Origin of the sequence: Microcella pacifica (assembly GCF_009371975.2) — a bacterium.
Lineage (GTDB): Bacteria > Actinomycetota > Actinomycetes > Actinomycetales > Microbacteriaceae > Microcella > Microcella pacifica.
Genome location: NZ_VIKT02000010.1, coordinates 18,359 through 42,824, shown reverse-complemented (window position 1 = coordinate 42,824; position 24,466 = coordinate 18,359). Strand labels below are relative to the sequence as shown.

Here is a 24,466-nt window from a genome sequence, read left to right as displayed (position 1 = left end):
CGCACCGTCCGCGCAGTATCGAGACCCCCTGGGTCAGTGCTGTATCGAGACCCCCTGGGTCTGCGGCGAGCCGGTGTACATGCCCTCGATCACGTCGGCGAAGTCGGCCGTGATGACGTGGCGCTTGATGCTCATCTTCGGCGTGAGATGACCGCTCGCCTCCGAGAACTCGGTGGCGAGAATCGTGAACTTGCGCACCGACTCGGCCCTCGACACTCGACTGTTGGCGGCGTCGACCGCGCGCTGCACCTCGGCGATGACCTTCGGGTGCTGGGCCGCATCCGCGAGAGACATCGAGGAGTCCTCGTTGTTGTTGCTGAGCCAGGTCGGCAGCATCTCGCTGTCGAGGGTGACGAGCGCGGAGATGAAGGGCTTCTGGTCTCCCACGACGACGACCTGGCCCACGATCGGGTTGGCGCGAATCGGGTCCTCGAGCGCGGCGGGGGCGACGTTCTTGCCTCCCGCCGTCACGAGAATCTCCTTCTTGCGTCCCGTGATCGTGACGTAGCCGTCGTCGTCGAGCGTGCCGATGTCTCCCGTGCGGAACCACTCACCATCCATGACCTCAGCGGTGGCTTGGGGGTTCTTCCAGTAGCCCCCGAACACGTTGACGCCCTTCACGAGAATCTCGCCGTCGTCCTCGATCTTGACCCCGACGCCCGGCAGCGCGGGCCCGGTGGTGCCGATCTTGAACCTGTCGACGAGGTTGACCGTCGCGGGGGCGGTCGTCTCGGTGAGGCCGTAGCCCTCGAGAATCTTGATGCCGAGGCTGCGGAAGAAGTGGGCGAGTCGCAGACCGAGGGGAGCGGAGCCGCTCACGGCGTAGACGACGTTGCCCCCCATCGCGGCACGCAGCTTGCTGTAGACGAGCCTGTCGAAGAGGGCGAACTGGAGCTTCAGGCCGAGCGGCACCGAGCCGGCGTCGAGCGCCTGCGAGTGCGCGACGGCCACGTCGGCCGCCTTGCGGAAGATCTTGCCCTTGCCGCCGGCCTCCGCCTTCTGCTCCGCGGAGTTGTAGACCTTCTCGAAGACGCGGGGGACCGCGAGGAGGAAGGTCGGCTTGAAGGAGCCGAGTGCGGGAAGGAGCTGCTTCGTGTCGGCCTGGTGGCCGACGCGAGCGCCGCCGTGCACGGCGAGGATCGAGATGAAGCGCGCGAAGATGTGCGCCGTCGTGATGAAGAGCAGCGTCGAGGCGCCCGGAGCGAGCACCTCCTTCATGGCGACCGCGGCATTGCGGCTGAGCTCGACGAAGTTCGAGTGCGTGAGCAAGACGCCCTTCGGGGTGCCCGTGGAGCCCGAGGTGTAGATGAGGGTCGCGACGTCCGAGCCCTTCGCGGTCGTCCGCCGCGCCTCGAGATCGTCATCGCTCACTCCCGAGCCGGAGCCCGCGAGCTTCTCGAGGTCGCCCACGTGCATCTGCCAGACGTGACCGATGCCGTCGATGTCGCCCGCGATCTCGTCGTAGCGCGCGAAGTGCTCCGCGGTCTCGACGATGATGTGGTGCGCCTCGGAGTTCTCAAGGATGTACTGGATCTGGCTCGGCGAGCTCGTCTCGTAGATCGGCACGAGCACCGCACCGGCGAACCACGCGGCGAAGTCGACGAGAGTCCACTCGTAGCGCACCTTGCACATGAAGCCGATCTTGTCGCCGGGCTCGACCCCTGCGGCCACGAATCCCTTCGCGAGGGCGACGACCTGCTCGTGGAACTCGCGCGCCGTGACATCCGACCATCCGCCATCGGCGGTGGGCAGGGAGAAAAGCGCTCCCTCGGGAGTGAGAGCGACGCGATCGACCAGCAGGTCGGACGCGTTGGCGTCGGGGTCGGCGGTCACCACTGCGGGGACGACGAATTCTTTCACGGCAACTCCTTTGGCACCGGTCGGTGGTTGATGCCCCCACTGTACCCGCGAAGACCGAGCGCGACCTGCGCTCGGTAGACTCGTCGCTCGTGCACTCCATCGGAATCGATATCGGCGGGACGAAGATCGCCGGAGCCCTCGTGAGCGACGACGGTCGCATCCTCGACGAGGTGCGTCAGCCGACTCCCGCGGAGGATCCCGCGGCCATCATGGACCTCGTCGTGGCGATGATCGAGAGGCTGCGATCGGGCAACGAGGTCATCGCGGCGGGCGTCGCGGCGGCGGGCTTCATCGACGCCGACCAGTCCACGGTGTACTACGCGCCCAACATCAACTGGCGTCACGAGCCCTTCCGCGATCAACTCCGCGAGCGCGTCGACCTCGACGTCACGATCGACAATGACGCGAACGCGGCGGGGTGGGCAGAGTTCCGCTTCGGTGTCGCCCGCGAGGCCCATCACATGACCATGCTCACGATCGGCACGGGCGTCGGCGGAGCCGTCGTCACCGGGGACCGCCTGCTGCGCGGCGGGTTCGGCACCGCCGGCGAGCTCGGGCACCTGCGCATCGTGCCCGAGGGGCTGCCGTGCGGCTGCGGAGCGCGCGGCTGCATCGAGCAGTACGGCTCCGGCCGTGCGCTGCTGAGGATGGCGAACGAGATCGCCGACGCCGGTGGCATCGGGCTCGGCCTCGCCGCAGCGCGCGAACGAGCGGGCGCTCTCACGGGCGGCGTGCTCGCCGAGCTGATCACCGAGCATGACCCGGGCGCTCTGCACGCCCTGCGACAGCTCGGCGGCTGGTTGGGCCAGGCGTGCGCGAGCCTGAGTGCGGTACTCGACCCGGAGCTCTTCGTGTTCGGCGGGGGTGTCGCCATCGCTGGCGACCTCCTCCTCGACCCCGTGCGCGAGTCCTACCTCGCCCACCTGCCAGCACGCGGGTACCACCCCGAGCCGCGCTTCGCCGTGGCGAAGCTCAACAACCACGCGGGCGTCGTGGGGGCCGCCGACCTCGCCCGCATCCACGCCGCCACGAGCTGACCGGCGGGCGGGCTAGGCTTCACAAGGGCGAAAGGAGGATGCGGCGATGTTCTACTGGCTCATGAAGAACCTCGTGGTGGGGCCGATCATCATGACCGCGTTCCGCCCGTGGGTGCGCGGCATCGAGAACGTGCCGAAGGACGGCGCCGTCATCCTGGCGAGCAACCACCTCTCCTTTGTCGACTCCGTCTTCCTGCCCCTCGTGCTCGACCGTCGCGTGGTCTTCCTCGCCAAGAGCGACTACTTCACCGGCAAGGGACTGCGCGGCTGGCTCACCAAGCTCTTCTTCGTCGGCACGGGTCAGCTGCCGATCGACCGTTCGGGCGGCAAAGCCTCCGAGGCGTCGCTCAACACCGGCCTGCGCGTGCTCGCCGACGGTCTCGCCCTCGGCATCTACCCGGAAGGCACGAGAAGCCCGGACGGCATCATGTACCGGGGCCGAACGGGGGTCGCGCGCATGATCCTCGAGTCGGGTGCGCCCGTCGTGCCGGTGGCCATGATCGACACCGAGAAGGTCATGCCGATCGGCACGAAGCTGCCCAAGGTCATGCGCCCAGGAGTCGTCTTCGGCGAACCGCTCGACTTCACGCGCTTCACCGGCCTCGAATCCGACCGCTTCGTGCTGCGCTCGGTCACCGACGAGATCATGTACGAGCTCGGGCGCCTGAGCGGCCAGGAGTACCGCGACGTGTACGCGACGAGCGTGAAGGACAAGCGCCCGGCGAAGGACCGGTAGGCTGGATAGTCGCGGCCTCTTGCGCCGTGCGTCCCGCCCGCGCATCGAAAAGGACTCTCCCGGTGGTCGACCCAGACGAAACCGTCGTGCACGCTGACCCTGACGTGATTCGCGGTCTCGACCACTGGCGCACCCTGCCGATCAAGCAGCAGCCGCAGTGGCCCGACGCCACCGCGGCGGCGGCGGCCTCCGCCGAGCTCGCGACGCTCCCGCCGCTCGTCTTCGCCGGCGAGGTCGACATGCTGCGCGACCGCCTCGCGCGCGCCGCGCGCGGCGACGCGTTCCTGCTGCAGGGCGGCGACTGCGCCGAGACCTTCGCGGGCGCGACGGCCGACCAGATCCGCAACCGCGTCAAGACGATCCTGCAGATGGCGATCGTGCTCACCTACGGCGCCTCGATGCCCGTCATCAAGATGGGCCGCATGGCCGGGCAGTTCGCGAAGCCGCGGTCGAGCGACTCCGAGACGCGCGGCGACGTCACACTGCCGGCCTACCGCGGCGACATCGTCAACGGCTACGACTTCACGCCCGAGTCGCGCGAGGCCGACCCCCGCCGCATCGTGCAGGGCTACCACACGGCGGCGTCGACCCTCAATCTCATCCGCGCCTTCACGCAGGGTGGATTCGCCGACCTGCGCATGGTGCACAGCTGGAACAAGGGCTTCGCCGCGAACCCCGCCAACGCGCGGTACGAGGGCCTTGCCCGAGAGATCGATCGTGCCGTGCGCTTCATGGAGGCGGCGGGAGCAGACTTCGACGAGCTCAAGCGCGTCGAGTTCTACTCGAGCCACGAGGGCCTCCTCATGGACTACGAGCGCCCCATGACGCGCATCGACTCCCGCACCGGCACGCCGTACAACACGAGCGCGCACTTCCTGTGGATCGGCGAGCGCACGCGCGAGCTCGACGGCGCGCACGTCGACTTCTTCCGCCGCATCCGCAACCCCATTGGCGTCAAGCTCGGCCCGTCGACGAGAGCCGACGACATGGAGCGTCTCATCGACGTTCTCGATCCCGACCGGGAACCGGGCCGACTGACCTTCATCACGCGCATGGGCGCCGGCAAGATTCGGGATGCCCTTCCGCCGCTCCTCGAAGCGATCTCGGGCATGGACGCCCAACCGCTGTGGGTCACCGACCCCATGCACGGTAACGGGCTCACGACGCCGACCGGCTACAAGACGCGACGGTTCGACGACGTCGTCGACGAGGTCAAGGGCTTCTTCGAGGCGCACCGAGCGGTCGGCACGCACCCCGGAGGCATCCACGTGGAGCTCACGGGCGACGACGTGACGGAGTGCCTGGGCGGCTCGGAGCACATCGACGAGGCGACGCTCGCGACCCGCTACGAGTCGCTGTGCGATCCGCGCCTCAACCACATGCAGTCGCTCGAGCTCGCCTTCCTCGTGGCGGAGGAGCTCGGCGCCGACTCCTAGAGTTCGCCCACGCAGTTCTGCGCGGTCACTCAGTGCTCCGTGGCCACTCAGTACTGCGCGGTCACCGTGATCGGCGGCCGCGGGCTGCGGAACACCTGGGTGCCGCCCGCGGGGTCCGTCGACTGCACGGGAGCGAGAGCGGAGCCCCGCAGCCCGGGCGGCACGTTGGTGTCGAGGTTGACCTCGAAGCCTTCCTCGCGCAGCCGATCGACCGCGTCGTTGATGCTGAGGCCGACAACATCGGGCACGGTCACGAGGTCGGGGCCGCGCGAGATGATGAGCGTGACGGCGTCGCCGGGGCGAACCGGTCCCTCGCCGATCGCTTCCACGCGCAGCACGTCACCCTCCGCGACCTCGTTGTCGAACTCCGGGTCGCCTCCCACGATTCCCTCGAGCCCGCGTGCCGAGAGCGCGTCCTCTGCCGCATCGACCGAGAGTCCGCGCACATCGGGGATCGCGCCCACCGACACGACGAGCTGCACGACCGTGCCGACGAAGGACTCGGCTCCGGCTGCGAGCGACTCGCCCTCGTCGTCGAGCAGGGCGACGACCGAGCCGTCGGCGACCTCGCCGTCGAACTGCTCAAGGCTCTCGCCGGACTCGAAGCCGGCGTCCGCGAGCGCGAGCCGGGCATCCGCCTCGGGCTGTCCCAGAATGTCGGGGACCGTTGTCGGCTCGCGGCCCTTCGAGATGACGAGGGAGACGACGGCGTCGCGGTCCACGACCGACCCCTCGTCGGGGTCGGTTCCCGCGACGAGCCCGGCCTCGACCTCGGGGTCGAAGGCCTCCTCGACCGTGTCGGCAACGACGAGGCCCTGCCCGGTGAGCACCTCGCGCGCGGCCTCCTCCCCGAGCCCCCGCACGCTCTCGATCGTGACGGTCGAGCCCGGGCCGGCGCCGAACCACCAGCCGACACCGCCCGCGAGGCCCGCGAGAGCGAGTACGACGGCGAAGAGCAGCCACCCGCGGCGCCGCCCCTTCGAGCCGCGCTCGGCGAGAGCGGCGGCGCTCGTGATGGGGCGGGTCGCCGGGGAGGGAACGCCGCCGATGACCTGCGTCTCGCTGTCGTCTCCCGTCGGGGCGGCGGGGGCGGTGGGAATCGGCGAGGTCAGCAGCATGGTCTTCTGGGCGCCCGTGGCGGAGAGAGCGGTCTGCAGCTCGCGCCCGGTCTCGGTGACCTGCTCGAGGAGGGCGCGGGCGTCGGTGGGGCGATCGTCGGGATTGCGGGCCGTGGCCCACAGCACGAGCTCGTCCCACTCCGCCGGCACGTCAGGGTTGAGCGTGCTCGGGGCCGGTACCGAGTCGTTCGCGTGCTGGTAGGCGATCTGCATGGGCTGCTCGCCCTTGAACGGCTGCTCTCCCGTGAGCATCTCGAACATCATGATGCCGACCGCGTAGATGTCGCTGCGCGTATCGGCGATGCCGCGCATGACGAGCTCGGGGGAGAGGTAGGCGATCGTGCCCAGTAGTGCTTGCCCCGTCGCCGTGTTCGCGGTGGCGGCGCGCGCGAGACCGAAATCGCCGATCTTGATGCGGCCGTCATCGGCGAGAAGCACGTTCTCGGGCTTGAGATCCCGGTGGACGATGCCCGCCTTGTGCGCCGCGGCGAGACCGCCGAGCACCGACTCCGTGATGTCCATCGTCTGGGCCGGCGTCAGCGCGCCGTACTCCTTGAGGAGGTCGCGCAGCGTGATGCCGGGCAGGTACTCCATGACGAGGTAGGCCGACTCGGTGTCCTGACCCTGATCGAAGACGTTGACGACGTTGGCGTGCGCGAGCCGAGCGGCCGAGCGCGCCTCCTGGATGAAGCGCTCCTTGAACTGACTGTCGTCGGCGAGGTGGCCGTGCATGATCTTGACGGCCACGAGGCGCTCGAGCCGTTCATCCGTCGCGAGATAGACGGTCGCCATGCCCCCGCGGGCGATGTGCGAGCGCACGCGGTACCGACCGTCGATCAGACGCCCGATGAGGGGGTCGGTCGAGGAGGCAGTCACCGCGCCAGTGTAGGTCGGTCAGGCGGTCGAGCAGGGGAGGCGCACGGCGCTTCGGCGGCGCGGGCTCACGTGAGTTCGTAGAGCCACGCCCACGCGCTCGCCTCCCACTTGGCGTAGTGGATCGGGTATGCGGAGATCTGCACGGCCTGAGCGGCCTGCGTGAGCGTCATGCCCTGCCAGCCGGGGATGTCGAGCAAGCCGCGCGTGTACCCGCTGCGCCCCACGTAGAAGAGGCGAGCGGCGTGGCTCGGAATCTGCAGGTCGGCCGCGGTTCCCCACCCCGAGCTCGGCCGCTGCTGGAAGAGGCCGACCGAGTCGCGGTCGCCCCACGAGAGGTTGCGCAGGGTCGACTCCTGCATCGCGGTGGCGAGAGCGATGACGATGCCGTAGTCGGGCACACCGAGCTGACGCCCGACCTGGATGATCGTCAGTGCGTGGCCACGCATCTCGCTCGTGAGCGGGGTGATGCTGCCGCCGCCGCTCGGGGGGCCGCTCGGCGCGGTCCCTCCGGGGGTCGGCGCGGCGGGGCGCGGCGGGGCCGCGGGCAGAACGGGACGCTCGGCGATCTCGAGCGTCGAGACGTCGGGAGCGGCGGCGAGAGTGGCGACGCTCTCGGCGGCCGTGCTCGACTCCACCGAGGCGAGAGTGAGCTCCGGAACAGCCTCGCCCTCCTCCTGGGCGAGGGCGAGCTGCGGCTCGGCGTCCCGCGGGCTGTGGCCGGGGATGACGATCTTCTGGCCGGGATAGATGATGCTCGCGGGGTTCAGTCCGTTGCGCTCGAGGATCGAGCGCACCGAGATGCCGAAGCGCTGCGCGACGCTCGACAGCGTGTCGCCGCGCGCGATGGCGTACAGCCCGTCGTCGGCGAGCACCGCCGGGCGGCCGGCGCGCTTGACGCCGTCGGCGCCGAGCGAGAGCACCTGGCCCGGGAAGATCGTGGACTTCCAGCTCAACCCGTTGCGGGCGAGCACCACCGCGGTCGGCAGTCCGAAGCGCGCTGCGACATCGCTCACCGTGTCTCCCGGCTGCACGAGATAGCTCGCGGGAGCCGCCGAGTTGGCCACCGCATCGAGGCTCTGGGCGCCGGGCGTGATGGCGGCCCCCCACTGGGAGAGCATCGCCCGCAGGCCTCCGGGGGCGGGACTCTGGCCAGGCTGCGGCGGAGAGGGCTTGCGAGCCGGGGCCGCGTCGACGGGGCCCGCGACGCCGAGCCCCAGAGCGATGGCTCCGGTGAGGACGAGGGGCACCGTGCTCGAGAGGGCGGTCCGGGTGCGAAGGCCGGTGGGCCGCGACGCGCTCGTCGCCGCGGCGGGGTGACGGGGTGCGAGGCCGGCGAAGACGATGTGCGCGCGATCGGCAGGAGCGCCGTGGGCGTCTGCGTCGCGCCGCCCACCAGCAGCGAGGTGCGTGTCGGTCATGTGGCACTGGCCTCTCTCACCCGTGTCGCCCCCGAGGGGGCACGGAGGATCCCCCGATCCGTCCGCAGCCCAGGCTACTACCCGCAGTGGCCAATGTGAAGGATGTGACGAATGTGATCGGGGATTCCGGGTCGTGCGGGGGCGCGATCCGCTCGAGCGCGTGGCACTCTAGTAACCGTGGATGCAGACTCTTCGACCTGGTTGACGATCCCCGATCTCGTCGAGATGCTCGGGCTGAGCCCCGGCAAGGTTCACCGCCTCATCGAGGATCGACAGCTTCTCGCGGTGCGCCGCGACGGAGTGCTCGTCGTCCCGGCGTCGTTCCTCCTCGACGGCGAGCCCCTGCGCGAGCTGCGCGGCACGCTCGTGCTGCTGGCTGACAGCGGCTTCAGCGACGACGAGGCGATGCGCTGGATGCTCGAGCCGGAGGATGCCCTCGGTGCAGCGCCGATCGACGCGCTGCGCGCCGGCCGCAAGGCCGAGGTGAGGCGCGTGGCGCAGGCACTCGCCTTCTGAGCTCCATGCCCCGCTGACGCGCGGCGTGCCTAGTGCGAGCGGCGCGTCACGAGATCGGAGAGACCGATGAGCTCGGCGTGGGCTGAGCGACTGATGGTCGCCGACTCGAGCGCCGCGAGCGCCTCGGTGACCGACCGCGCGATGATCGACTCGACCGTCTCGACGGCGCCGCTATCCCGAATCGTCGCCTGCAGCGTGCGGATCTGGTGCTCGGTGAGCTCCGGGTCGCCGAGCAGCTCGTCGATGAGCCGTACCGCGCTGCCGGGCAGCGCGTCGCGCGCCAGGGCGATGAGAACCGTGCGCTTGCCCTCGCGCAGGTCGTCGCCGGCGGGCTTGCCCGTGACCTCGGGGTCGCCGAACACTCCGAGTAGGTCGTCGCGCAACTGGAACGCGACGCCGAGCGGCAGCCCGAAGGCGCGCAGGGCCGTCACCTGGTCGAGAGTCCCGCCCGCCATGAGTGCCCCGAGTGCGAGGGGAGCCTCGATGGAGTACTTGGCCGACTTGTAGACGAGCACGCGATGCGCGCGCGGGAGCATGTCGGCATCCTCCGCGTCCCGCCACGCCACCTCCTCGAGGATGTCGAGGTACTGGCCGACCGTGACTTCGGTGCGCATCGTCTGGAATTCGGCCCGCGCTGCCCGCGCCGCGTCCTGGTCGTCGAGTCGCGCGAGCCCCGAGTCGAGCAGTTCGTCGCTCCACCCCAGCAAGAGGTCGCCGAGCAGGAGTGCCGACGACGTGCCGTACCCGCTCGCGCTGCCCACCCAGTGGCGGCGAGCATGCTCGGCCTCGAATCGACGGTGTGCGGAGGGCATTCCCCGGCGGGTGTCGGAGCTGTCCATGATGTCGTCGTGCACGAGCGCGGCGGCGTGGAACAGCTCCAGTCCCGCAGCCGCGTCGACGACGCTCGAGAGGTCGGGATGCTCGTCGAGCTCGGCGAGCAGGTCGTCCGGCCGCACGGTGCCCGCGACGGCGTGCCAGCCCCAGTAGCAGAACAGCGCCCGGAAGCGTTTGCCTCCGCTCAGCAGATCTCGACTCGCGTCGGTGAAGCGCTCGAGGTCCTCCGCGATGGTGCCGAGGTGCGTCGCGCGCTCGTCGAGGAACTGCTCGAGCCGGTCGCGGACGACGTCGACTAACCGCAATCTCTCAGGCACCTGCCTAGCCTATCCAGGAGCGCGACCGTAGAATGTGCGCGGACGGGGATCTCCGTACCGACGAGTCGCCACTAAGGGGTCATCATGCCGCTGTCAGAACAGGAACAGCGCCTTCTCGATGAGATGGAGCGCAACCTCTATCAGAACGACGCTGATTTCGTCGCGACCGTCGCGGGTCGACGCGGCAAGCCCAACTACACGCTCGTCGTGGTCGGCGCACTCTTGGCCATCGCGGGCGTCGCTGCGCTCGTCGCCGGGGTCATCACGCAGCTGGCCGTGATCGGCGTCGTCGGGTTCGGCCTCATGCTCGCGGGCGTTCTCATCGTGCTCTCACCGGGGCGTCGTGACGCCGCCGAGGTGCCGACCAGCCCCGCTGCGGGCGGAGCAGCGCGCCCGAGCGCTGCCCGTTCCTCGTGGACCGAGCGCATGAACGAGCGCTGGGATCGTCGTCAGGAAGGCCGCGAGGGCTAGGGCCCCCGCCTCCCCACTTTCCTCCCCGCCATCCACCACCGCTGACACCGGGCGACACCCGCCCGCTCGAGACCGGCCTTCGGGCCGGTCTTTTTTTGTGCCCAGACCGGCTTTCGAGCCGGGCTCTCGTGTGCAGACCGGCCTTCGGGCCGGTCTTTTTTGTGCGTTCGGACTCCAGGATGCCCGCATGGCACGTCTGCGACCCCACGTTCCTCCACCGGCCCCCACCTCGTGAAGGCCTGGCGATTACTGGTGACAGCGAGACGGAGATCGTCTATTCTGGGCCAGTTCCTTTACTTGGTGGGGGAAAGTGGAGTAAAGTGGAGTAAACCTGATCTCGGGCCGGAGATGAGAGGGGGACCAGGCGATGTTTCTCGGCACGCACACCCCCAAACTCGACGACAAGGGGCGGGTCATACTCCCGGCGAAGTTCCGTGAAGATCTCGCCGACGGCGTGGTGCTGACGCGCGGTCAGGAACGTTGCCTCTACGTCTTCAGCCGGGCCACCTTCGGTGATGTCCTCGAGAAGCTGCGCACCGCATCCCTCACGAGCAAGACGGCGCGCGAGTACCAGCGCTTCTTCCTCTCCGGCGTGAGCGAGGAGGAGCCGGACAAGCAGGGCCGGGTGACCGTGCCCGCGGTGCTGCGCCAGTACGCGGGCCTTGACCGCGAGCTCACGGTCATCGGCTCCGGCGACCGGGCCGAGATCTGGTCGACCCCCGCCTGGAACAGCTACTACGCCGAGAAGGAAGACGCCTTCGCCAACACCGACGAGGAGGTGATCCCCGGACTCTTCTGATCGCGTGGCTCGGACTCCCAGCCGTGAGACGCCCTGGCGCACCTTCCCCGGTGCCAGGTCACACGGATGGGGATCCGGGCCCCGCGCCGGACCGGCAGCACCATGACCGCATCCTCCTCGCACACTCCCGTTCTGCTCGAACGCAGCCTCGCCCTCCTCGAGCCGGCCCTCGCCCTCGAGGGCGCGGTTCTGGTCGACGCGACGCTCGGCCTCGGCGGGCACGCCGAGGCCGCCTTGGAGCGGAACCCCGCACTCACCCTCGTCGGGCTCGACCGAGACACTGCCGCGCTCGACGCGTCCGCCCAGCGGCTCGAGCGCTTCGGCGACCGCGTGCACCTGGTGCACACCGTCTACTCGGGGCTTCGCTCGGCCCTCGACACTCTCGGCATCCAGCGCGTGACCGGCGTGCTCTTCGACCTGGGGGTCAGTTCCATGCAGCTCGACGAGGCCGACCGCGGCTTCGCGTACTCGCAGGATGCCCCGCTCGACATGCGCATGGATCGCACGACCGGCATCACTGCGGAAGCCGTGCTCGCCGAGTACACGGAGGCGGAGCTGCGGCGCATCTTCTACGCATACGGCGAGGAGAAGCTCGCACCGCGGTACGCCCGTCGCATCGTGGAATCCCGAGCCGAGCAGCCGCTCACGCGCTCCTCGGAGCTCGTCCGGCTCATCATCGACGCGACTCCGCGGGCCGTGCAGCGCTCCGGTCATCCCGCGAAGCGCGTCTTCCAGGCACTCCGCATCGAGGTCAATGGCGAGCTCGCCGCGCTCGAGGCCGCTCTGCCCGCGGCGCTCGACTCGCTCGCGGTCGGCGGCCGCATCGTGGTTCTGGCGTACCAGTCGCTCGAAGACCGCATCGTCAAGCGCGAGCTGGCTGCGCGCACGCGCTCGACGGCGCCGGAGGGACTGCCCGTCGAGCTGCCCGAGCACCGACCCGAGTTCCGGCTGCTCGTCCGCGGAGCCGAGCTCGCCGACGAAGCTGAGCGCGCGAGCAACTCCCGCTCGATCCCCGTGCGGCTGCGCGCGGCCGAGCGCGTGAGGGAGGCGGCATGAGCGCGGCACCGGCCTTCGCCCCGTCGACCGGTGGGCGGGTCGCACGGAGCGCTCCCAGCCGCACCTCGCCGACGCTCGCCCCCGTCATCGCGCCGCGCGAGGGGCGGCGGCGTCGCCCTCGCGTCGTCTACGCGGTGGTGGCGGTGATCGGGGTCTTCGCGATCCTCGTGACCCAGTTGCTCTTGAGCATCACGCTCTCCGAAGGCGCCTACCGCATCTCGGCGCTCCAGACGCAGGCCGCAGAACTCGATCGGGACGCTCAGGTGCTCGTCGAGTCGCTCGACGCACTGCGCTCGCCCCAGTACCTGGCGGCCAATGCAGAGTCGCTCGGCATGGTCTCCAATGCGAGCCCCGCGTACCTGCGGCTCGCCGACGCGACAGTTCTGGGCGCGCCCGTCGCCGCCGGCGCGGGTGCGGGAGTTCTCGACGGCCGCGACACCCTGATCGGCAACGTGCTGCTGGCCGAGATGGAGCTTGCGACCCCGGTAGCGGACGGGGGTGCGTCGGGCGTGGCGCCGACGCCGCCGGTGCCGGGGTCGTTAGCCTCCGAATCAGCGCAACCGGGTCTCGCAGGGTCGCTGCCCTCGCCGGTCACGCGCTGATGCGGACCGCGCGACGGGGGAGGAAGCGCACATGAGAGAGCAGCGCAGAACGCGGCGGCGATTGGCGGCGACCATCCTGGTCGTCGTCGCCATCGTCGCGGCCTTCGGCGTCCGCCTCGTCGACATCCAGGTCGTCCGCGCCGAGCAGCTAGCCCAGGAGTCCGAGGCCCGCCGCTCGATTCCGGTGGCCCTCCACGGGGTTCGCGGCGACATCGTCGATCGTCGGGGCACCGTGCTCGCCGACTCAGTGTTCCGCTACGACATCACGGTCTCTCCGCGCTTCGTGAAGGACTACGACACGCTCGACGAGGAGACCGGGGAGCTCACGACGCGCACGGTCTGGGAGGCGCTCACGGGCATCGCAGCGATCACGGGTGAGGACCCCGCCGCCATGCTCGCTCTCATCGAGGGCGAGCTCGCCGAGGACCCCGACGATGATCACGCCTACCTCGTGCGCGGTGTCGAGACGGACGTCTTTCAGGCTGTGCGCGATCTCGGCGTGCCCTGGGTCTACTCCGAACGGGTTCCGAGCCGCACCTACCCGAACGGCCAGGTCGCGGGCAATCTGGTCGGCTTCATGGGCACGGATGGCCCGCTCGCCGGCTTGGAGCTCGGCCTCGATGAGTGCCTCGCGTCGAGCCCCGGCTCGTCGACGTACGAGCGCGGAGCCGATGGCGTTCAGCTGCCCGGCACGACGATCGTGCAGGAGGAGGCCGTCAACGGGGGCACGCTTCGCCTCACGATCGACGCCGACGTGCAGTGGTTCGCGCAGCAGGCGATCGCCGAGGAGGGTGCGAGGATCGGTGCGGACTGGGCGACGGCGATGGTCGTGAGCGTCGACGACGGCCACATCATCGCTGCCGCCGAGTGGCCCTCGGTCGACCCCAACGATGTCGACGGCAGCGAGTCAGACGACCGCGGGTCGCGCATCTTCGCAGCCCCCTACGAACCGGGCTCCACGATCAAGACGCTGAGCTTCGCCGCGATGTTCGACGCGGGAGTGACCACGCCGTCCGACCAGGTCATCGCCCCGCGCTCCTACCCGACGATCGGTTCCTATCGCATCGGCGATGCCTGGGACCACGGCGATCTGCGCCTCACCTCCGCTGGTGTGCTCATGAACTCCTCGAACACCGGAACGGCGGTGCTGAGTGAGCGGCTCTCGCTGCAGCAGCGCTACGACTACCTGACGCGGTTCGGTCTGGGTGAGAGCACCGGGGTGGGCTTCCTCGGGGAGGCCGGCGGAAGCGTGCGGGACCCGGACAGCATCGACGGACACAGTGCCGTGACCCAGATGTTCGGTCAGGGCATGACCGCCACGAGCGCTCAGGTCGCGAGTGCCTATCAGGCCATCGCGAATGGCGGCGTGCACACGCCGCTCACGCTCGTCACGGGCTGCGATCGCGCCGACGGCTCGACGACCCACGTCGCCGCCTCCGAGCCGACGAGGGTGGTCTCCGAGAGTGCGGCGCGGGCGACGGTCGGCATTCTCGAGGAGGTCGTGACGGAGGGCTGGTTGCGCCCGATTCTGGAGATTCCCGGGTACCGCGTCGCGGCCAAGACGGGCACGGCTGAGGTGGCGGACGCCAGTGGCTACGGAGACGAGCGCATCGTCTCGGTCGCCGGCATGGCGCCCGCCGATGACCCGCAGTTCGTCGTCGTCGTCACCTACGTGCGCCCCGATACGATGAAGACGTCCGCAGCGGCGGCACCGACGTTCCGCACGATTATGACGCAGGTGCTCAAGACCTATCGGGTGCCGCCGTCGACGCAGCAGGCGACCGCCTATCCTCTGACCTGGTAGCCGCCACTCACGAAACGAGGTTCCGTTGTCCGGTCGTACGCCACCCGTTCTGCGGCCGGAGCACCCTCCCGTGCGCGAGCTCGCCGAGCTCGCCGCACACTTCGGGCTCGAGAGTCGTGGTGATCTCACCGGGGTCACGCTCACGGGCATCACTCTGAGCACGACCGATCTGCTCCCCGGCGACGTCTATGTCGGTGTGCGGGGCGTCCACGCCCACGGGGCGTCCTACGCCGCAGATGCGCGCGCCGGTGGCGCGGTCGCACTCGTGACCGATGCCGCGGGAGTCGAGCTCGCCGCGGATTCCGGCCTCCCCATTCTCATCGTCGACAGCCCCCGAGGAAGCCTCGGCGCCCTCGCCTCGTGGGTGTACCGCACTTCTGAGTTCGAGGGTCAGCTGTTCGGCGTGACCGGCACGAACGGCAAGACCTCGTCGGTCTACCTGCTCGAGGCAGTGCTGCGCCAGCTCGACGTCGTCACGGGCCTGAGCTCGACCGCCGAGAGACACATCGCCGGTCTCACGGTCGTCAGTCGACTGACCACGCCCGAGGCGACCGAGTTCCACGCCCTCCTCGCACGCATGCGCGAGGCGGGGGTGGGCGCCGTGGCCGTCGAGGTCAGCGCGCAGGCGCTCAGCCGCCACCGCGTAGACGGCGTGCTCTTCGACGTCGTGGGTTTCACGAACCTCAGCCACGATCATCTCGACGACTACGCCGACATGGAGGAGTACTTCGCGGCGAAGCTCCCGCTCTTCACGGCCGAGCGGGGTCGTCGTGGGGTCGTCTCACTCGACTCCGACTACGGCACCCGCGTGGTCGAGGCCGCCGACATCCCGACCACGACGATCACGTCACGCTCCGAGATCGATGCCGACTGGCACGTCGACGTGACTGAGGAGAACGCCGCGTACACCAGCTTCCGCCTTCGGCACGCTGACGGCCGGGCCCTCGAGACGCGCATCCCCCTCATCGGCGGTCACATGGCCGCCAATGCCGGCCTCGTTCTCGTCATGCTCGTCGAAGCCGGCTACGGGTTCGACGACATCCAGAGAGCCGTCGCCGACCGGGGGATCGACGCCTACCTGCCGGGGCGCACCGAGCGCGTCTCCGGCGATCGCGGCCCGAGCGTCTACGTCGACTTCGGGCACAGCGCCGATGCTTTCGAGAACACCCTCGCGGCGGTGCGTCGGTTCACGACGGGGCGCACGATCATGGTGTTCGGCGCGGATGGCGATCGTGACGCGACGAAGCGTCACGAGATGGCACGGGTGGCGGCCGAGGGGTGCGATGTCCTCGTCATCACCGACCACCACCCGCGGTTCGAGGACCCGGAGTCGATCCGCCGCACGCTGCTCAAGGGCGCGAAAACCGCGAGCAACCGTCCCGAGATCCACGAGGTCAGCCCGCCCGAGCGGGCCATTCGTCACGCGGTGGGCCTCGCGCAGGAGGGCGACTCCATCCTGTGGGCCGGTCCCGGGCACCAGGACTACCGGGAGATTCGCGGGGTGCGCACCGAGTACTCGGCGCGCGATGAGGCGCGAGCCGCTCTGCGCGAGGCGGGCTGGTAGGCGGTGGACACGGTCATCATTGTCGACGACGTGCTGCACCGCCGCGGGGGCGCGGTCATCCAGGTGAGGAGTGCGCACGAGCGCGCGGAGCTCCCGATCGACGCCATCGGGGATGCTGCCGTTGAGGTGGCACTCGCGCGCCTTCGAGGCGAGCTGGAGGCGGGGGAGCCCTGGTCGACGGCCCTCGCTCGCGCCGCGGAGCAGGGCGAGGTGCCCGGCCGATGCGAGCGGCGCAGCACGTCGAGCGGCGCCCTGCTCCTCGACGACACGGGCGCATCGACCCCGCTCGAGGTGCGTCGCTCTCTCTCCGTCCTCGCCGAGCTGACCCGAGACTCCGGGCGCTCGATCGCCGTCATGGGAGAGCTGGACTCGACGGAGCGAGAGTGGTTCGACGACCATGACGCACTCGGCCGCATCATCGTGCGCCTCGACATCAGTCAGCTCATCGTCGTCGGCCACGGGGCCCGTCACGTGCACAATGCAGCGGGGCTGGAAGGTTCGTGGAACGGAGAGTCGATGCTCGTCGACTCCGCCGACGAGGCATACGATGTGCTGCGTACTCGGGTCGACCAAGAGGATGTGATGCTCGTGACGGGAGCCTCCCGTACCCCGCTCGCATCCCTCGTGGACCGTCTGATGGGCGGCGCCGCATGATCGCCCTGCTTCTGGCCGGAGCCTTCTCGCTCGGGTTCACGCTCTTCATGACGCCCCTGTTCATCCGCTTGTTCAACAGGCTCGAATGGGGCCAGTTCATCCGCGACGACGGCCCGCAGTCCCACCACACGAAGCGCGGTACCCCGACGATGGGGGGCATCGTCGTGATCCTGGGCGCCGTGCTGGGCTATTTCGTCGGGCATCTGCTCAGTGGCGAGAGAGTGACGCTCAGCGCGCTTCTCGTGCTGTTCCTCATGGTCGGGCTCGGGCTCGTCGGCTTCCTCGACGACTTCACCAAGACGCGCAAGCAGCGCAGTCTCGGTCTCGGCGGGTGGGCGAAGATCGCCGGGCAGGTCGTCGTCGCGAGCATCTTCGCTGTGCTCGCCCTCTCCTTCCCGAACGCCGACGGTCAGACGCCGGCGTCGACCATGATCTCCGCAGTGCGCGACATCGAGTGGCTCGACTTCGCGATCTTCGGGTCGGTCGCGGCGGTCATCCTGTTCGCGATCTGGGTCAACCTCATCGTCGTGAGCACGTCCAACGCCGTCAACGTCGCGGACGGACTCGACGGGCTCGCCACGGGGGCGTCGATACTCTCGATCGCGGCCTACATCTTCATCGCCTTCTGGCAGTTCAACCAGTCGTGCTTCAACGGCCCCGACCCCTCTGTCGCCGCGCGCTGCTACGAGGTGCGCGACTCGCTCGACCTCGCGATCGTGGCCGCCTCCATCGCCGCGAGCCTCATCGGGTTCCTGTGGTGGAACACCTCGCCCGCGCACATCTTCATGGGCGACACGGGCTCGCTCGCGCTCGGCGGCGCCATCGCGGCTCTCGCGATCCTCACGCGCACTGAGCTGCTCCTCATCCTCATCGGCGGCCTCTTCCTCATCGTCACCGGCTCTGTCATCGTGCAGCGCGTCTACTTCAAGCTCACGGGCGGCAAGCGCATCTTCCTCATGAGCCCCCTCCACCATCACTTCGAACTCAAAGGCTGGGCCGAGGTCACCGTCGTCGTGCGTTTCTGGCTCATCGGCGGGCTGTTCGTGGCGGTCGGAGTGGGGCTCTTCTACCTCGAGTGGGTCAGCCAGTAGTGGGCGCCCGGGTCTCCGCGCTCACCAGCTGGCACGACGACTGGAGCGGAGTGCGCGTCGTGGTGCTCGGTCTGGGGGTGTCGGGCTTCGCCGCCGCCGACACGCTCGCCGAACTGGGTTGCGCCGTCACCGTCCTCTCGCGCGACGCTGACGAGGAGCGGGCGCGCATTCTGCCCGTCATCGGGGTCGAGCTCGTCGTGGAGGCCGATGAGCGAGCCGCGCGCGAGGCGCTGCTCGCTCGTGAGCCCGAGCTCGTGATCGTCTCGCCGGGCTTCGCCCCCGAGCATCCCCTCCTTCTTGCCGCCCAGGAGAGCGGAGCGGAGCTGTGGGGCGATGTCGGGCTCGCCTGGCGCGTGCGCGACAAGGTGCGCGCTGCCGAGTGGATCACCATCACCGGCACCAACGGCAAGACCACCACCACGCAGCTCACCGCGACGATGCTGCTCGCCGCCGGCACGCGCGTCGCGCCGTGCGGCAACATCGGCACTCCCGTTCTGGACGCGGTGCGCGACCCCGCCGGTTTCGACGTCCTCGTCGTCGAGCTCTCGAGCTTCCAGCTGCACGCGCTGCCGACGACGGGGCCCGGCGCCCTGCGGCCGCTCGCGAGTGCGTGCCTCAACCTCGCCGACGACCACCTGGACTGGCACGGCGGCCCCGCCGCGTACGCGGCCGCGAAGGCGAAGGTCTATGCGAACACGCGCGTCGCATGCGTCTACAACCTCGCGGACGCCGCCACACGGCGCATGGTCGAGGAGGCCGACGTCGTCGAGGGGTGCCGGGCGATCGGCTTCGGTGCCGATACTCCGGGGCCGAGCGATGTCGGCGTCGTCGACGACGTGCTCGTCGACCGGGCGTTCCTCGAGGAGCGCGCGACGACCGCGCTCGAGCTCGCCACGCTCGCCGACCTGCGAGAAGCAGGGCTCGCGACGCCGCACGGGCTCGCGAACGCTCTCGCCGCCGCCGCGCTCGCGCGTGCGGCAGGCGCACCTCCCGCCGCCGTGCGCGACGGGCTGCGCGCCTTCCGCGTCGACGCGCACCGCACCGAGCGTGTGACGGAGGCCGACGAGGTGCTGTGGATCGACGACTCGAAAGCGACCAACGCCCACGCTGCCTCCGCCTCGCTCAGCGCCTACCGTTCCGTGGTCTGGATCGTGGGCGGTCTGCTCAAGGGCGTCGACCTCACCCCGCTCGTGCTGCAGCATCGCGAACGACTGCGGGCGGTCATCCTCATCGGAATCGAACGGGATGCGCTGCGCGAGGCGTTTGCGCGACACGCGCCCGCACTGCCGCTGTTCGAGGTCGAAGAGCACGACACTGAGCGGGTGATGCCCGCAGCGGTCAGGCTCGCGGCGTCGGTGGCTCAGGCCGGCGACACCGTGCTCCTCGCACCCGCCGCGGCGTCCATGGACCAGTTCGACGACTACGCCGATCGCGGCCGGCGCTTCGCCACCGCCGTGACGGCCCTCGGCTCCTGAGCGAGCCGACCGCAGTACTGCAGGAGGGGGTGGGCGCGTGACGACAGTGCGACCACCGGGCTCGGGGCGCGACACTGAGCCCGAGGCCCACCGCAGCCCCGCGCGGGCGATCGTCTCGGTGCGCACCCTGTTCGGCTCCGACAGCTCCGACTACATGATCGTGCTCGGCACGACCGTCTTCCTCGTGCTGTTCGGCCTCGTGATGGTGCTCTCCTCCTCGTCGATCGTGTCCTCGCAGAGCAACGACGGCGACTTCTTCGCGATCTTCCTGCGGCAGGGCCTCTACGCCCTCGTGGCGATACCGATCATGCTCTCGATCGCTCGACTGCCCGCGCGATTCTGGCGTCGCTGGGCGCGCGTCGCCGTCATGCTCGGCCTCGGCCTGCAGCTGCTCGTCTTCATAGGACTCGGGTACGAATACGGCGGCAACCAGAACTGGATCTCGATCGGCGGATTCACGGCGCAGCCCTCCGAGTTCCTCAAGCTCGCTCTCATCGTCTGGCTCGGAACCGTGCTCGCCGACCGCGCGGATGCCTTCACCGATTGGACGAGCCTCGTCGTGCCGGCCGTGCCCGTCTCGCTCGTAGCGATCGGCATGGTGCTGCTCGGCCAAGACCTCGGTACGGCATCCATCATGATCGCGATCGTGCTGGGCGCCCTGTTCTATGCGGGAGCTCCACTGCGCCGGCTCGCGGCGATGGCGGGAGTCGTCGCCGTCGGCGGCGTGCTCTTCGCGCTGTCAAGCTCGTCGCGGTCGAGCCGCATCGACGTGTGGCTCAACGGCTGCCGCCCGGAGGATTACGAAGGCTCGTGCTGGCAGGTCGTGCACGGCACCTGGGCGCTCGGCTCAGGAGGGGTGTTCGGCGTGGGGCTCGGCAACTCGGCGGCGAAGTGGTCGTGGTTGCCGCACGCGGAGACCGACTTCATCTTCGCTGTCATCGGCGAGGAGCTCGGCATGGTCGGCGCCTCGGTCGTGCTCCTGCTCTTCGTCGTGCTCACAATCGGGCTCGTGCGGCTTATCCGTTCTCACCGAGACCCGTTCTCGCGCATCGTCACCGGCGGGGTGCTCATCTGGATCGTCGGACAGGCCTTCGTGAACGTCGCGGTCGTTCTCGGCCTCATCCCCGTGCTCGGTGTGCCCCTCCCCCTGATCTCGGTGGGCGGGTCCGCGCTCATCGCCTCGTTGCTGGCGATCGGCGTCGTGCTGTCGCTCGCGCGCTCGGCGGAGGCCCGCGAGGCGAGGACGGAATGACGACGGCCCTTCTCGCCGGCGGTGGCACCGCCGGTCATGTGAACCCCCTGCTCGCTCTCGCCGACCACTGGCGGCAGGAGGAGCCCGATGCCGAGCTGCTCGTGCTCGGAACGGCCGAGGGCCTCGAGGCACGACTCGTGCCCGCGCGCGGGTACGAGCTCATCGCCATTCCGCGCGTGCCGCTGCCTCGCCGGCTCGGAAGGGCCGCTCTGCGGTTTCCTGCACGGTTTCGGGAGGCCGTGCGCATCACCCGAGCAGCACTGCGTGAGCGGCACGTCGACGTCGTCGTGGGTTTCGGAGGATACGCCGCCGCTCCCGCGTACTGGGCAGCGCGTCGTGAGCGCCTGCCGTTCGTCGTGCACGAGGCGAACAGTCGACCGGGCTTCGCCAACCGCCTGGGCCGCCTTCTCGGCGGCGCCGTCGGCGTGACCTTCGCCGGCACGCCACTGCGCGGCTCGCGGGTCGTGGGCATGCCCCTGCGGCGCGAGGTCGTCGAGCTCGATCGTCGCGCGGCGCGGGCGCAGGCGGCCGCCCACTTCGGGCTCCGACCCGATCGCCCGACGCTGCTCGTGACGGGGGGATCGACGGGCGCGCGTCGACTCAACGAGACGATGGCCGCGTCGACGCCGCGCGTCCTCGGCGCGGGCTGGCAGATGCTGCACATCACGGGGGAGGGCCGGGGTGACGGGGCTGAGGCGCTTCCGGGGCTCGTCGTCCAGACCTACTGCGATCGGATGGATCTCGCGTTTGCGGTCGCGGATCTCGCGGTGTGCCGCGCCGGTGCTGCGACGGTCTCGGAGCTCGCCGCGGTCGGATTGCCGTCCGTGCTCGTGCCGTACCCGGTCGGCAATGGCGAGCAAGAGCTCAACGCGCGCGAGCTCGTGGGCGCTTCGGGTGCCCGCCTGGTCAAGGACGCCGACTTCACGCCGGAGTGGGTCGCTCGCGAGCTCGTGCCGCTCCTGGAGCGGCGGGAGGTCATCGCCAACATGGCCGCGGCCGCGAGCGGCGTCGGCCGCCGCGATGGTGCCGGTGAGCTGCTGCGCCTCGTGCGCGAGACCCTGTCGACTCACCCGGCGTAGGGTGATGACCGATGATCAAGCCTGACCTCTCCCAGCCGTTGCCCGAGACTCTCGGCCGCCTTCACTTCGTGGGCATCGGGGGCTCCGGCATGAGTGGTATCGCCCGCATGTTCCACGACCGCGGGCACGCGGTCTCGGGGTCCGACCGCGCGGAGTCCGCTGCGGTCGACTCCCTCCGGGGGCGCGGCATCCCGGTCGCGATCGGCCACGACGCACGACACGTCGGCGACGCGGAGGCCCTCGTGGTGACGGGAGCCCTGTGGCTCGACAACCCCGAGTATCAGGAGGCCCTGCGGAGGGGCATCCCGGTTTTGCATCGCGCCCAGGCCCTCGCCTGGCTCGCGCGGGGTCAGCGTCTCATCTCGATCGCGGGAGCGCACGGCAAGTCCACGTCGACCGCGATGCTCGTGACCGCTCTGCGTCGTCTCGGCGCCGACCCGAGCTTCGTCAACGGCGCCGTCATCCACGACGCGGGCACGAGCGCGGCGTGGGGGCAGGGAGAGCTCTTCGTGGTCGAGGTCGACGAGTCCGACGGGTCGTTCCTGCTCTTCGAGACGGCCATCGGTCTCATCACCAACATCGACACCGACCATCTCGACCACTACGGCAGCGAGGCCGCGATCGAGGACGCGTTCGTGAGCTTCGCGCGCGCGTGCTCCGAGAGCGTCGTGCTCTCGGCCGACGACGACGGCACCCGACGTGTGGCCGCATCGCTTCCGACGGACGCGATCACGACGTTCGGCGAGAGCGATGCCGCGCGCGTGCGACTCGTGTCGATCAGCGAGGAGGGGCCCGTGAGCTTCGTCCTCAGCATCGACGGGGTCGAGCTCGAGGGTTCGCTCGCGGTCCCGGGCCGCCACAATGCGCTCAACGCCGCGGGAGTCGTGGCCGTGCTCGTCGGCCTCGGTCATGAGGCCCGGGCCGCGGTGGCCGCGCTCGAGGGATTCGCCGGAACGCAGCGGCGGTTCGAGTCCCACGGCGACGCCGCTGGCGTGCGCTTGTACGACGACTACGCCCACCACCCGACCGAGGTGGTCGCCGCCCTGCAGACCGCGCGCTCGGTCGTCGGGGAAGGGCGCGTGATCGCCGTGCACCAGCCTCACCTCTACAGCCGCACCCAGGCGATGGCGGGTGAGTTCGCGGCCGTGTACGAGTCGGGTGCCGACCACACGGTCGTGCTCGACGTCTTCGGCGCGCGGGAGGACCCGATCCCCGGAGTCACGGGCGCTCTCGTGGCGGACGCCTTCGACGATGCCGCGCACGTCGACTTCCGGCCGGACTGGGATGACGCGGCCCGGAGGGTCGCGCAGCTCGCCCGACCCGGCGACATCGTCATGACTCTCAGCTGCGGCGACGTCTACCGCATCATTCCCCAGTTGCGCGCGGCCATCGAGCGCGCGGGGGAGGGCTCGGCGACCTCGAGTGGTGCGGCGGGATGAAGCGCCCGGAGGGCTTTCGCGGTACTCCGCCGGACCCACCGTCGCCGCCGCCGAAGGAACGTCGCAGCCGGGATGCTCGGCGCACGCCGCGCGACACCGCAGCGCATCCGACTGCCGGTGCGTCTCGTGCGCGTCCTGCGCGCGGGCCCCGCGCCCCGCGCGAGCGCTCCTCGCGCGACCGCGCGGCATCGGCGGCGCTGCGCACGGCGGACGCTGGTAGCTCCTCGGCGTCGGCGCGGCGCCTCGAGCGGCGGGCTGCGCGCGAGCGTCGGCGCGCCGAGCGCGCCGAGGTCAGGCGGTTCACACGGCAGTCGCGTCGTCGCCGGCTCACGGCGACGATCGCGCTGGGCACTCTCGTGACGCTCGTCGGCGGAGCGGCCGCCATCTCGGTGTCTCCGCTGCTCTCGCTCACGAGCATCCGCATCGTCGGCACGGAGCGACTCGACGCGGACGAGGTCGCGGCGGCGCTCGAGGATCGTCGAGGAACCCCCCTCGCGTTCGTGAGCGACGAGCAGATTCGCACCGACCTGGAGGGGTTCGCGCTCATCCGCTCCTTCTCGACCGAGATCGTGCCTCCGAGCACCCTCATCGTGCGCGTCGTGGAGAGGGCGCCGATCGGCGCCCTCCGGACCGCGGGCGGGTTCGAGGTCGTCGACGCCGCGGGCGTCGTGGTGGAGACGACCGAGACGGTGCCGCCGGGCATCCCTCTCCTCAGCGTCGAGAGTGCGAGCGCGGATGACCCTGCCTTCCGGGGCCTCGCGGATGTGCTCCTCGCGCTCCCTCGCGAACTTCGCAGCTCCGTGGTCACGATCAGCGCGACGACGCGCGACGATGTGCGCTTCACGCTGGGAGGAGCGGAGCACTCCGTGGTCTGGGGGAGCGCGGAGAGGTCGGCGTTCAAGGCCCGCGTGCTCGCGGCGGCCCTCTCGTCGACGGACCAGTCGGTCAGGTGGGAGTACGACGTCTCAGCCCCCGACAGCCTCGTCGTGCGTCGCGCGAGCTGACCGGCGCCCGAGTGCGCGCCGGGGGATT

The 24,466-nt window shown here is 70.1% G+C and carries 21 protein-coding genes; 17 read left to right on the top strand and 4 right to left on the bottom strand.

What is annotated here, in order from left to right; all coding sequences use genetic code 11:
• Positions 1-33: 33 nt before the first annotated feature.
• The gene (locus FK219_RS07230) at positions 34-1,860 is read right to left on the bottom strand and encodes an AMP-dependent synthetase/ligase (protein WP_152583526.1); all 1,827 of its coding nucleotides are present in this window, start codon (positions 1,858-1,860) and stop codon (positions 34-36) included.
• An 89-nt stretch (positions 1,861-1,949) separates the two neighbouring features.
• Between FK219_RS07230 and FK219_RS07225 the strand changes: the two genes are divergently transcribed.
• From FK219_RS07225 to FK219_RS07215, 3 genes are all read left to right on the top strand, one after another.
• The gene (locus FK219_RS07225; RefSeq protein ID WP_152583525.1) at positions 1,950-2,897 is read left to right on the top strand and encodes an ROK family protein; all 948 of its coding nucleotides are present in this window, start codon (positions 1,950-1,952) and stop codon (positions 2,895-2,897) included.
• Positions 2,898-2,943: 46 nt separating this feature from the next.
• Positions 2,944-3,633 carry a lysophospholipid acyltransferase family protein gene (locus tag FK219_RS07220; protein ID WP_152583524.1) on the top strand — a complete coding sequence of 230 codons (690 nt, stop codon included), beginning with the start codon at positions 2,944-2,946 and terminating at the stop codon, positions 3,631-3,633.
• 62 nt (positions 3,634-3,695) lie between these two features.
• A complete protein-coding gene (locus FK219_RS07215) occupies positions 3,696-5,069 on the top strand; it encodes a class II 3-deoxy-7-phosphoheptulonate synthase (RefSeq protein ID WP_407941891.1) in 1,374 nt (457 codons plus the stop codon).
• Between the two features lie 47 nt (positions 5,070-5,116).
• Here FK219_RS07215 and pknB read toward each other — a convergent pair whose 3' ends face one another.
• Together pknB and FK219_RS07205 are read right to left on the bottom strand one after the other, a co-directional pair.
• Positions 5,117-7,063: a Stk1 family PASTA domain-containing Ser/Thr kinase gene (pknB, locus tag FK219_RS07210; RefSeq protein WP_152583523.1), complete on the bottom strand. Its 1,947-nt coding sequence runs from the start codon at positions 7,061-7,063 to the stop codon at positions 5,117-5,119.
• A gap of 65 nt (positions 7,064-7,128) precedes the next feature.
• A complete protein-coding gene (locus FK219_RS07205; RefSeq protein WP_152583522.1) occupies positions 7,129-8,481 on the bottom strand; it encodes a lytic transglycosylase in 1,353 nt (450 codons plus the stop codon).
• 177 nt (positions 8,482-8,658) lie between these two features.
• On the opposite strand from FK219_RS07205, the gene FK219_RS07200 reads away from it, so the two are divergent.
• A complete protein-coding gene (locus FK219_RS07200) occupies positions 8,659-8,997 on the top strand; it encodes an Rv2175c family DNA-binding protein (protein WP_328821639.1) in 339 nt (112 codons plus the stop codon).
• Positions 8,998-9,026: 29 nt separating this feature from the next.
• On the opposite strand, the gene FK219_RS07195 is transcribed toward FK219_RS07200, so the two are convergent.
• Positions 9,027-10,148 (bottom strand): polyprenyl synthetase family protein, encoded by a 1,122-nt coding sequence (locus FK219_RS07195; protein WP_152583521.1) that lies wholly within the window; start codon positions 10,146-10,148, stop codon positions 9,027-9,029.
• A gap of 84 nt (positions 10,149-10,232) precedes the next feature.
• Here FK219_RS07195 and FK219_RS07190 point away from each other — a divergent pair, with 84 nt between their 5' ends.
• From FK219_RS07190 to FK219_RS07130, 13 genes are all read left to right on the top strand, one after another.
• Positions 10,233-10,619 carry a DUF3040 domain-containing protein gene (locus FK219_RS07190; RefSeq protein WP_152583520.1) on the top strand — a complete coding sequence of 129 codons (387 nt, stop codon included), beginning with the start codon at positions 10,233-10,235 and terminating at the stop codon, positions 10,617-10,619.
• A 367-nt stretch (positions 10,620-10,986) separates the two neighbouring features.
• A complete protein-coding gene (gene mraZ, locus FK219_RS07185; RefSeq protein WP_152583519.1) occupies positions 10,987-11,418 on the top strand; it encodes a division/cell wall cluster transcriptional repressor MraZ in 432 nt (143 codons plus the stop codon).
• A 102-nt stretch (positions 11,419-11,520) separates the two neighbouring features.
• Positions 11,521-12,474 carry a 16S rRNA (cytosine(1402)-N(4))-methyltransferase RsmH gene (gene rsmH / locus FK219_RS07180; protein WP_152583518.1) on the top strand — a complete coding sequence of 318 codons (954 nt, stop codon included), beginning with the start codon at positions 11,521-11,523 and terminating at the stop codon, positions 12,472-12,474.
• Positions 12,471-13,076 (top strand): hypothetical protein, encoded by a 606-nt coding sequence (locus tag FK219_RS07175; RefSeq protein ID WP_152583517.1) that lies wholly within the window; start codon positions 12,471-12,473, stop codon positions 13,074-13,076. Before rsmH ends, FK219_RS07175 begins: the two co-directional genes overlap by 4 nt.
• Positions 13,077-13,107: 31 nt before the next feature.
• Complete coding sequence (locus FK219_RS07170) at positions 13,108-14,880, top strand: peptidoglycan D,D-transpeptidase FtsI family protein (protein WP_152583516.1); 1,773 nt, start codon at positions 13,108-13,110, stop codon at positions 14,878-14,880.
• Between the two features lie 25 nt (positions 14,881-14,905).
• Complete coding sequence (locus FK219_RS07165; protein ID WP_152583515.1) at positions 14,906-16,444, top strand: Mur ligase family protein; 1,539 nt, start codon at positions 14,906-14,908, stop codon at positions 16,442-16,444.
• 3 nt (positions 16,445-16,447) lie between these two features.
• Positions 16,448-17,098: a glutamate ligase domain-containing protein gene (locus tag FK219_RS13675; protein ID WP_152583514.1), complete on the top strand. Its 651-nt coding sequence runs from the start codon at positions 16,448-16,450 to the stop codon at positions 17,096-17,098.
• Positions 17,095-18,189 carry a phospho-N-acetylmuramoyl-pentapeptide-transferase gene (gene mraY, locus FK219_RS07155; protein WP_152583513.1) on the top strand — a complete coding sequence of 365 codons (1,095 nt, stop codon included), beginning with the start codon at positions 17,095-17,097 and terminating at the stop codon, positions 18,187-18,189. Before FK219_RS13675 ends, mraY begins: the two co-directional genes overlap by 4 nt.
• Positions 18,174-19,664 (top strand): UDP-N-acetylmuramoyl-L-alanine--D-glutamate ligase, encoded by a 1,491-nt coding sequence (gene murD, locus FK219_RS07150; RefSeq protein WP_328821637.1) that lies wholly within the window; start codon positions 18,174-18,176, stop codon positions 19,662-19,664. The genes mraY and murD overlap by 16 nt, the downstream gene beginning before the upstream one ends.
• 37 nt (positions 19,665-19,701) lie before the next feature.
• Positions 19,702-20,916: a putative lipid II flippase FtsW gene (ftsW, locus tag FK219_RS07145; protein WP_328821636.1), complete on the top strand. Its 1,215-nt coding sequence runs from the start codon at positions 19,702-19,704 to the stop codon at positions 20,914-20,916.
• Positions 20,913-21,995, top strand: coding sequence for a UDP-N-acetylglucosamine--N-acetylmuramyl-(pentapeptide) pyrophosphoryl-undecaprenol N-acetylglucosamine transferase (locus FK219_RS07140; protein ID WP_152583512.1), 1,083 nt, complete (start codon positions 20,913-20,915; stop codon positions 21,993-21,995). Before ftsW ends, FK219_RS07140 begins: the two co-directional genes overlap by 4 nt.
• A gap of 11 nt (positions 21,996-22,006) precedes the next feature.
• On the top strand, positions 22,007-23,434 hold the full coding sequence (gene murC, locus FK219_RS07135; protein WP_152583511.1) for a UDP-N-acetylmuramate--L-alanine ligase: 1,428 nt from the start codon (positions 22,007-22,009) through the stop codon (positions 23,432-23,434).
• Positions 23,431-24,438 carry an FtsQ-type POTRA domain-containing protein gene (locus FK219_RS07130; protein ID WP_152583510.1) on the top strand — a complete coding sequence of 336 codons (1,008 nt, stop codon included), beginning with the start codon at positions 23,431-23,433 and terminating at the stop codon, positions 24,436-24,438. The genes murC and FK219_RS07130 overlap by 4 nt, the downstream gene beginning before the upstream one ends.
• Positions 24,439-24,466: the final 28 nt, after the last annotated feature.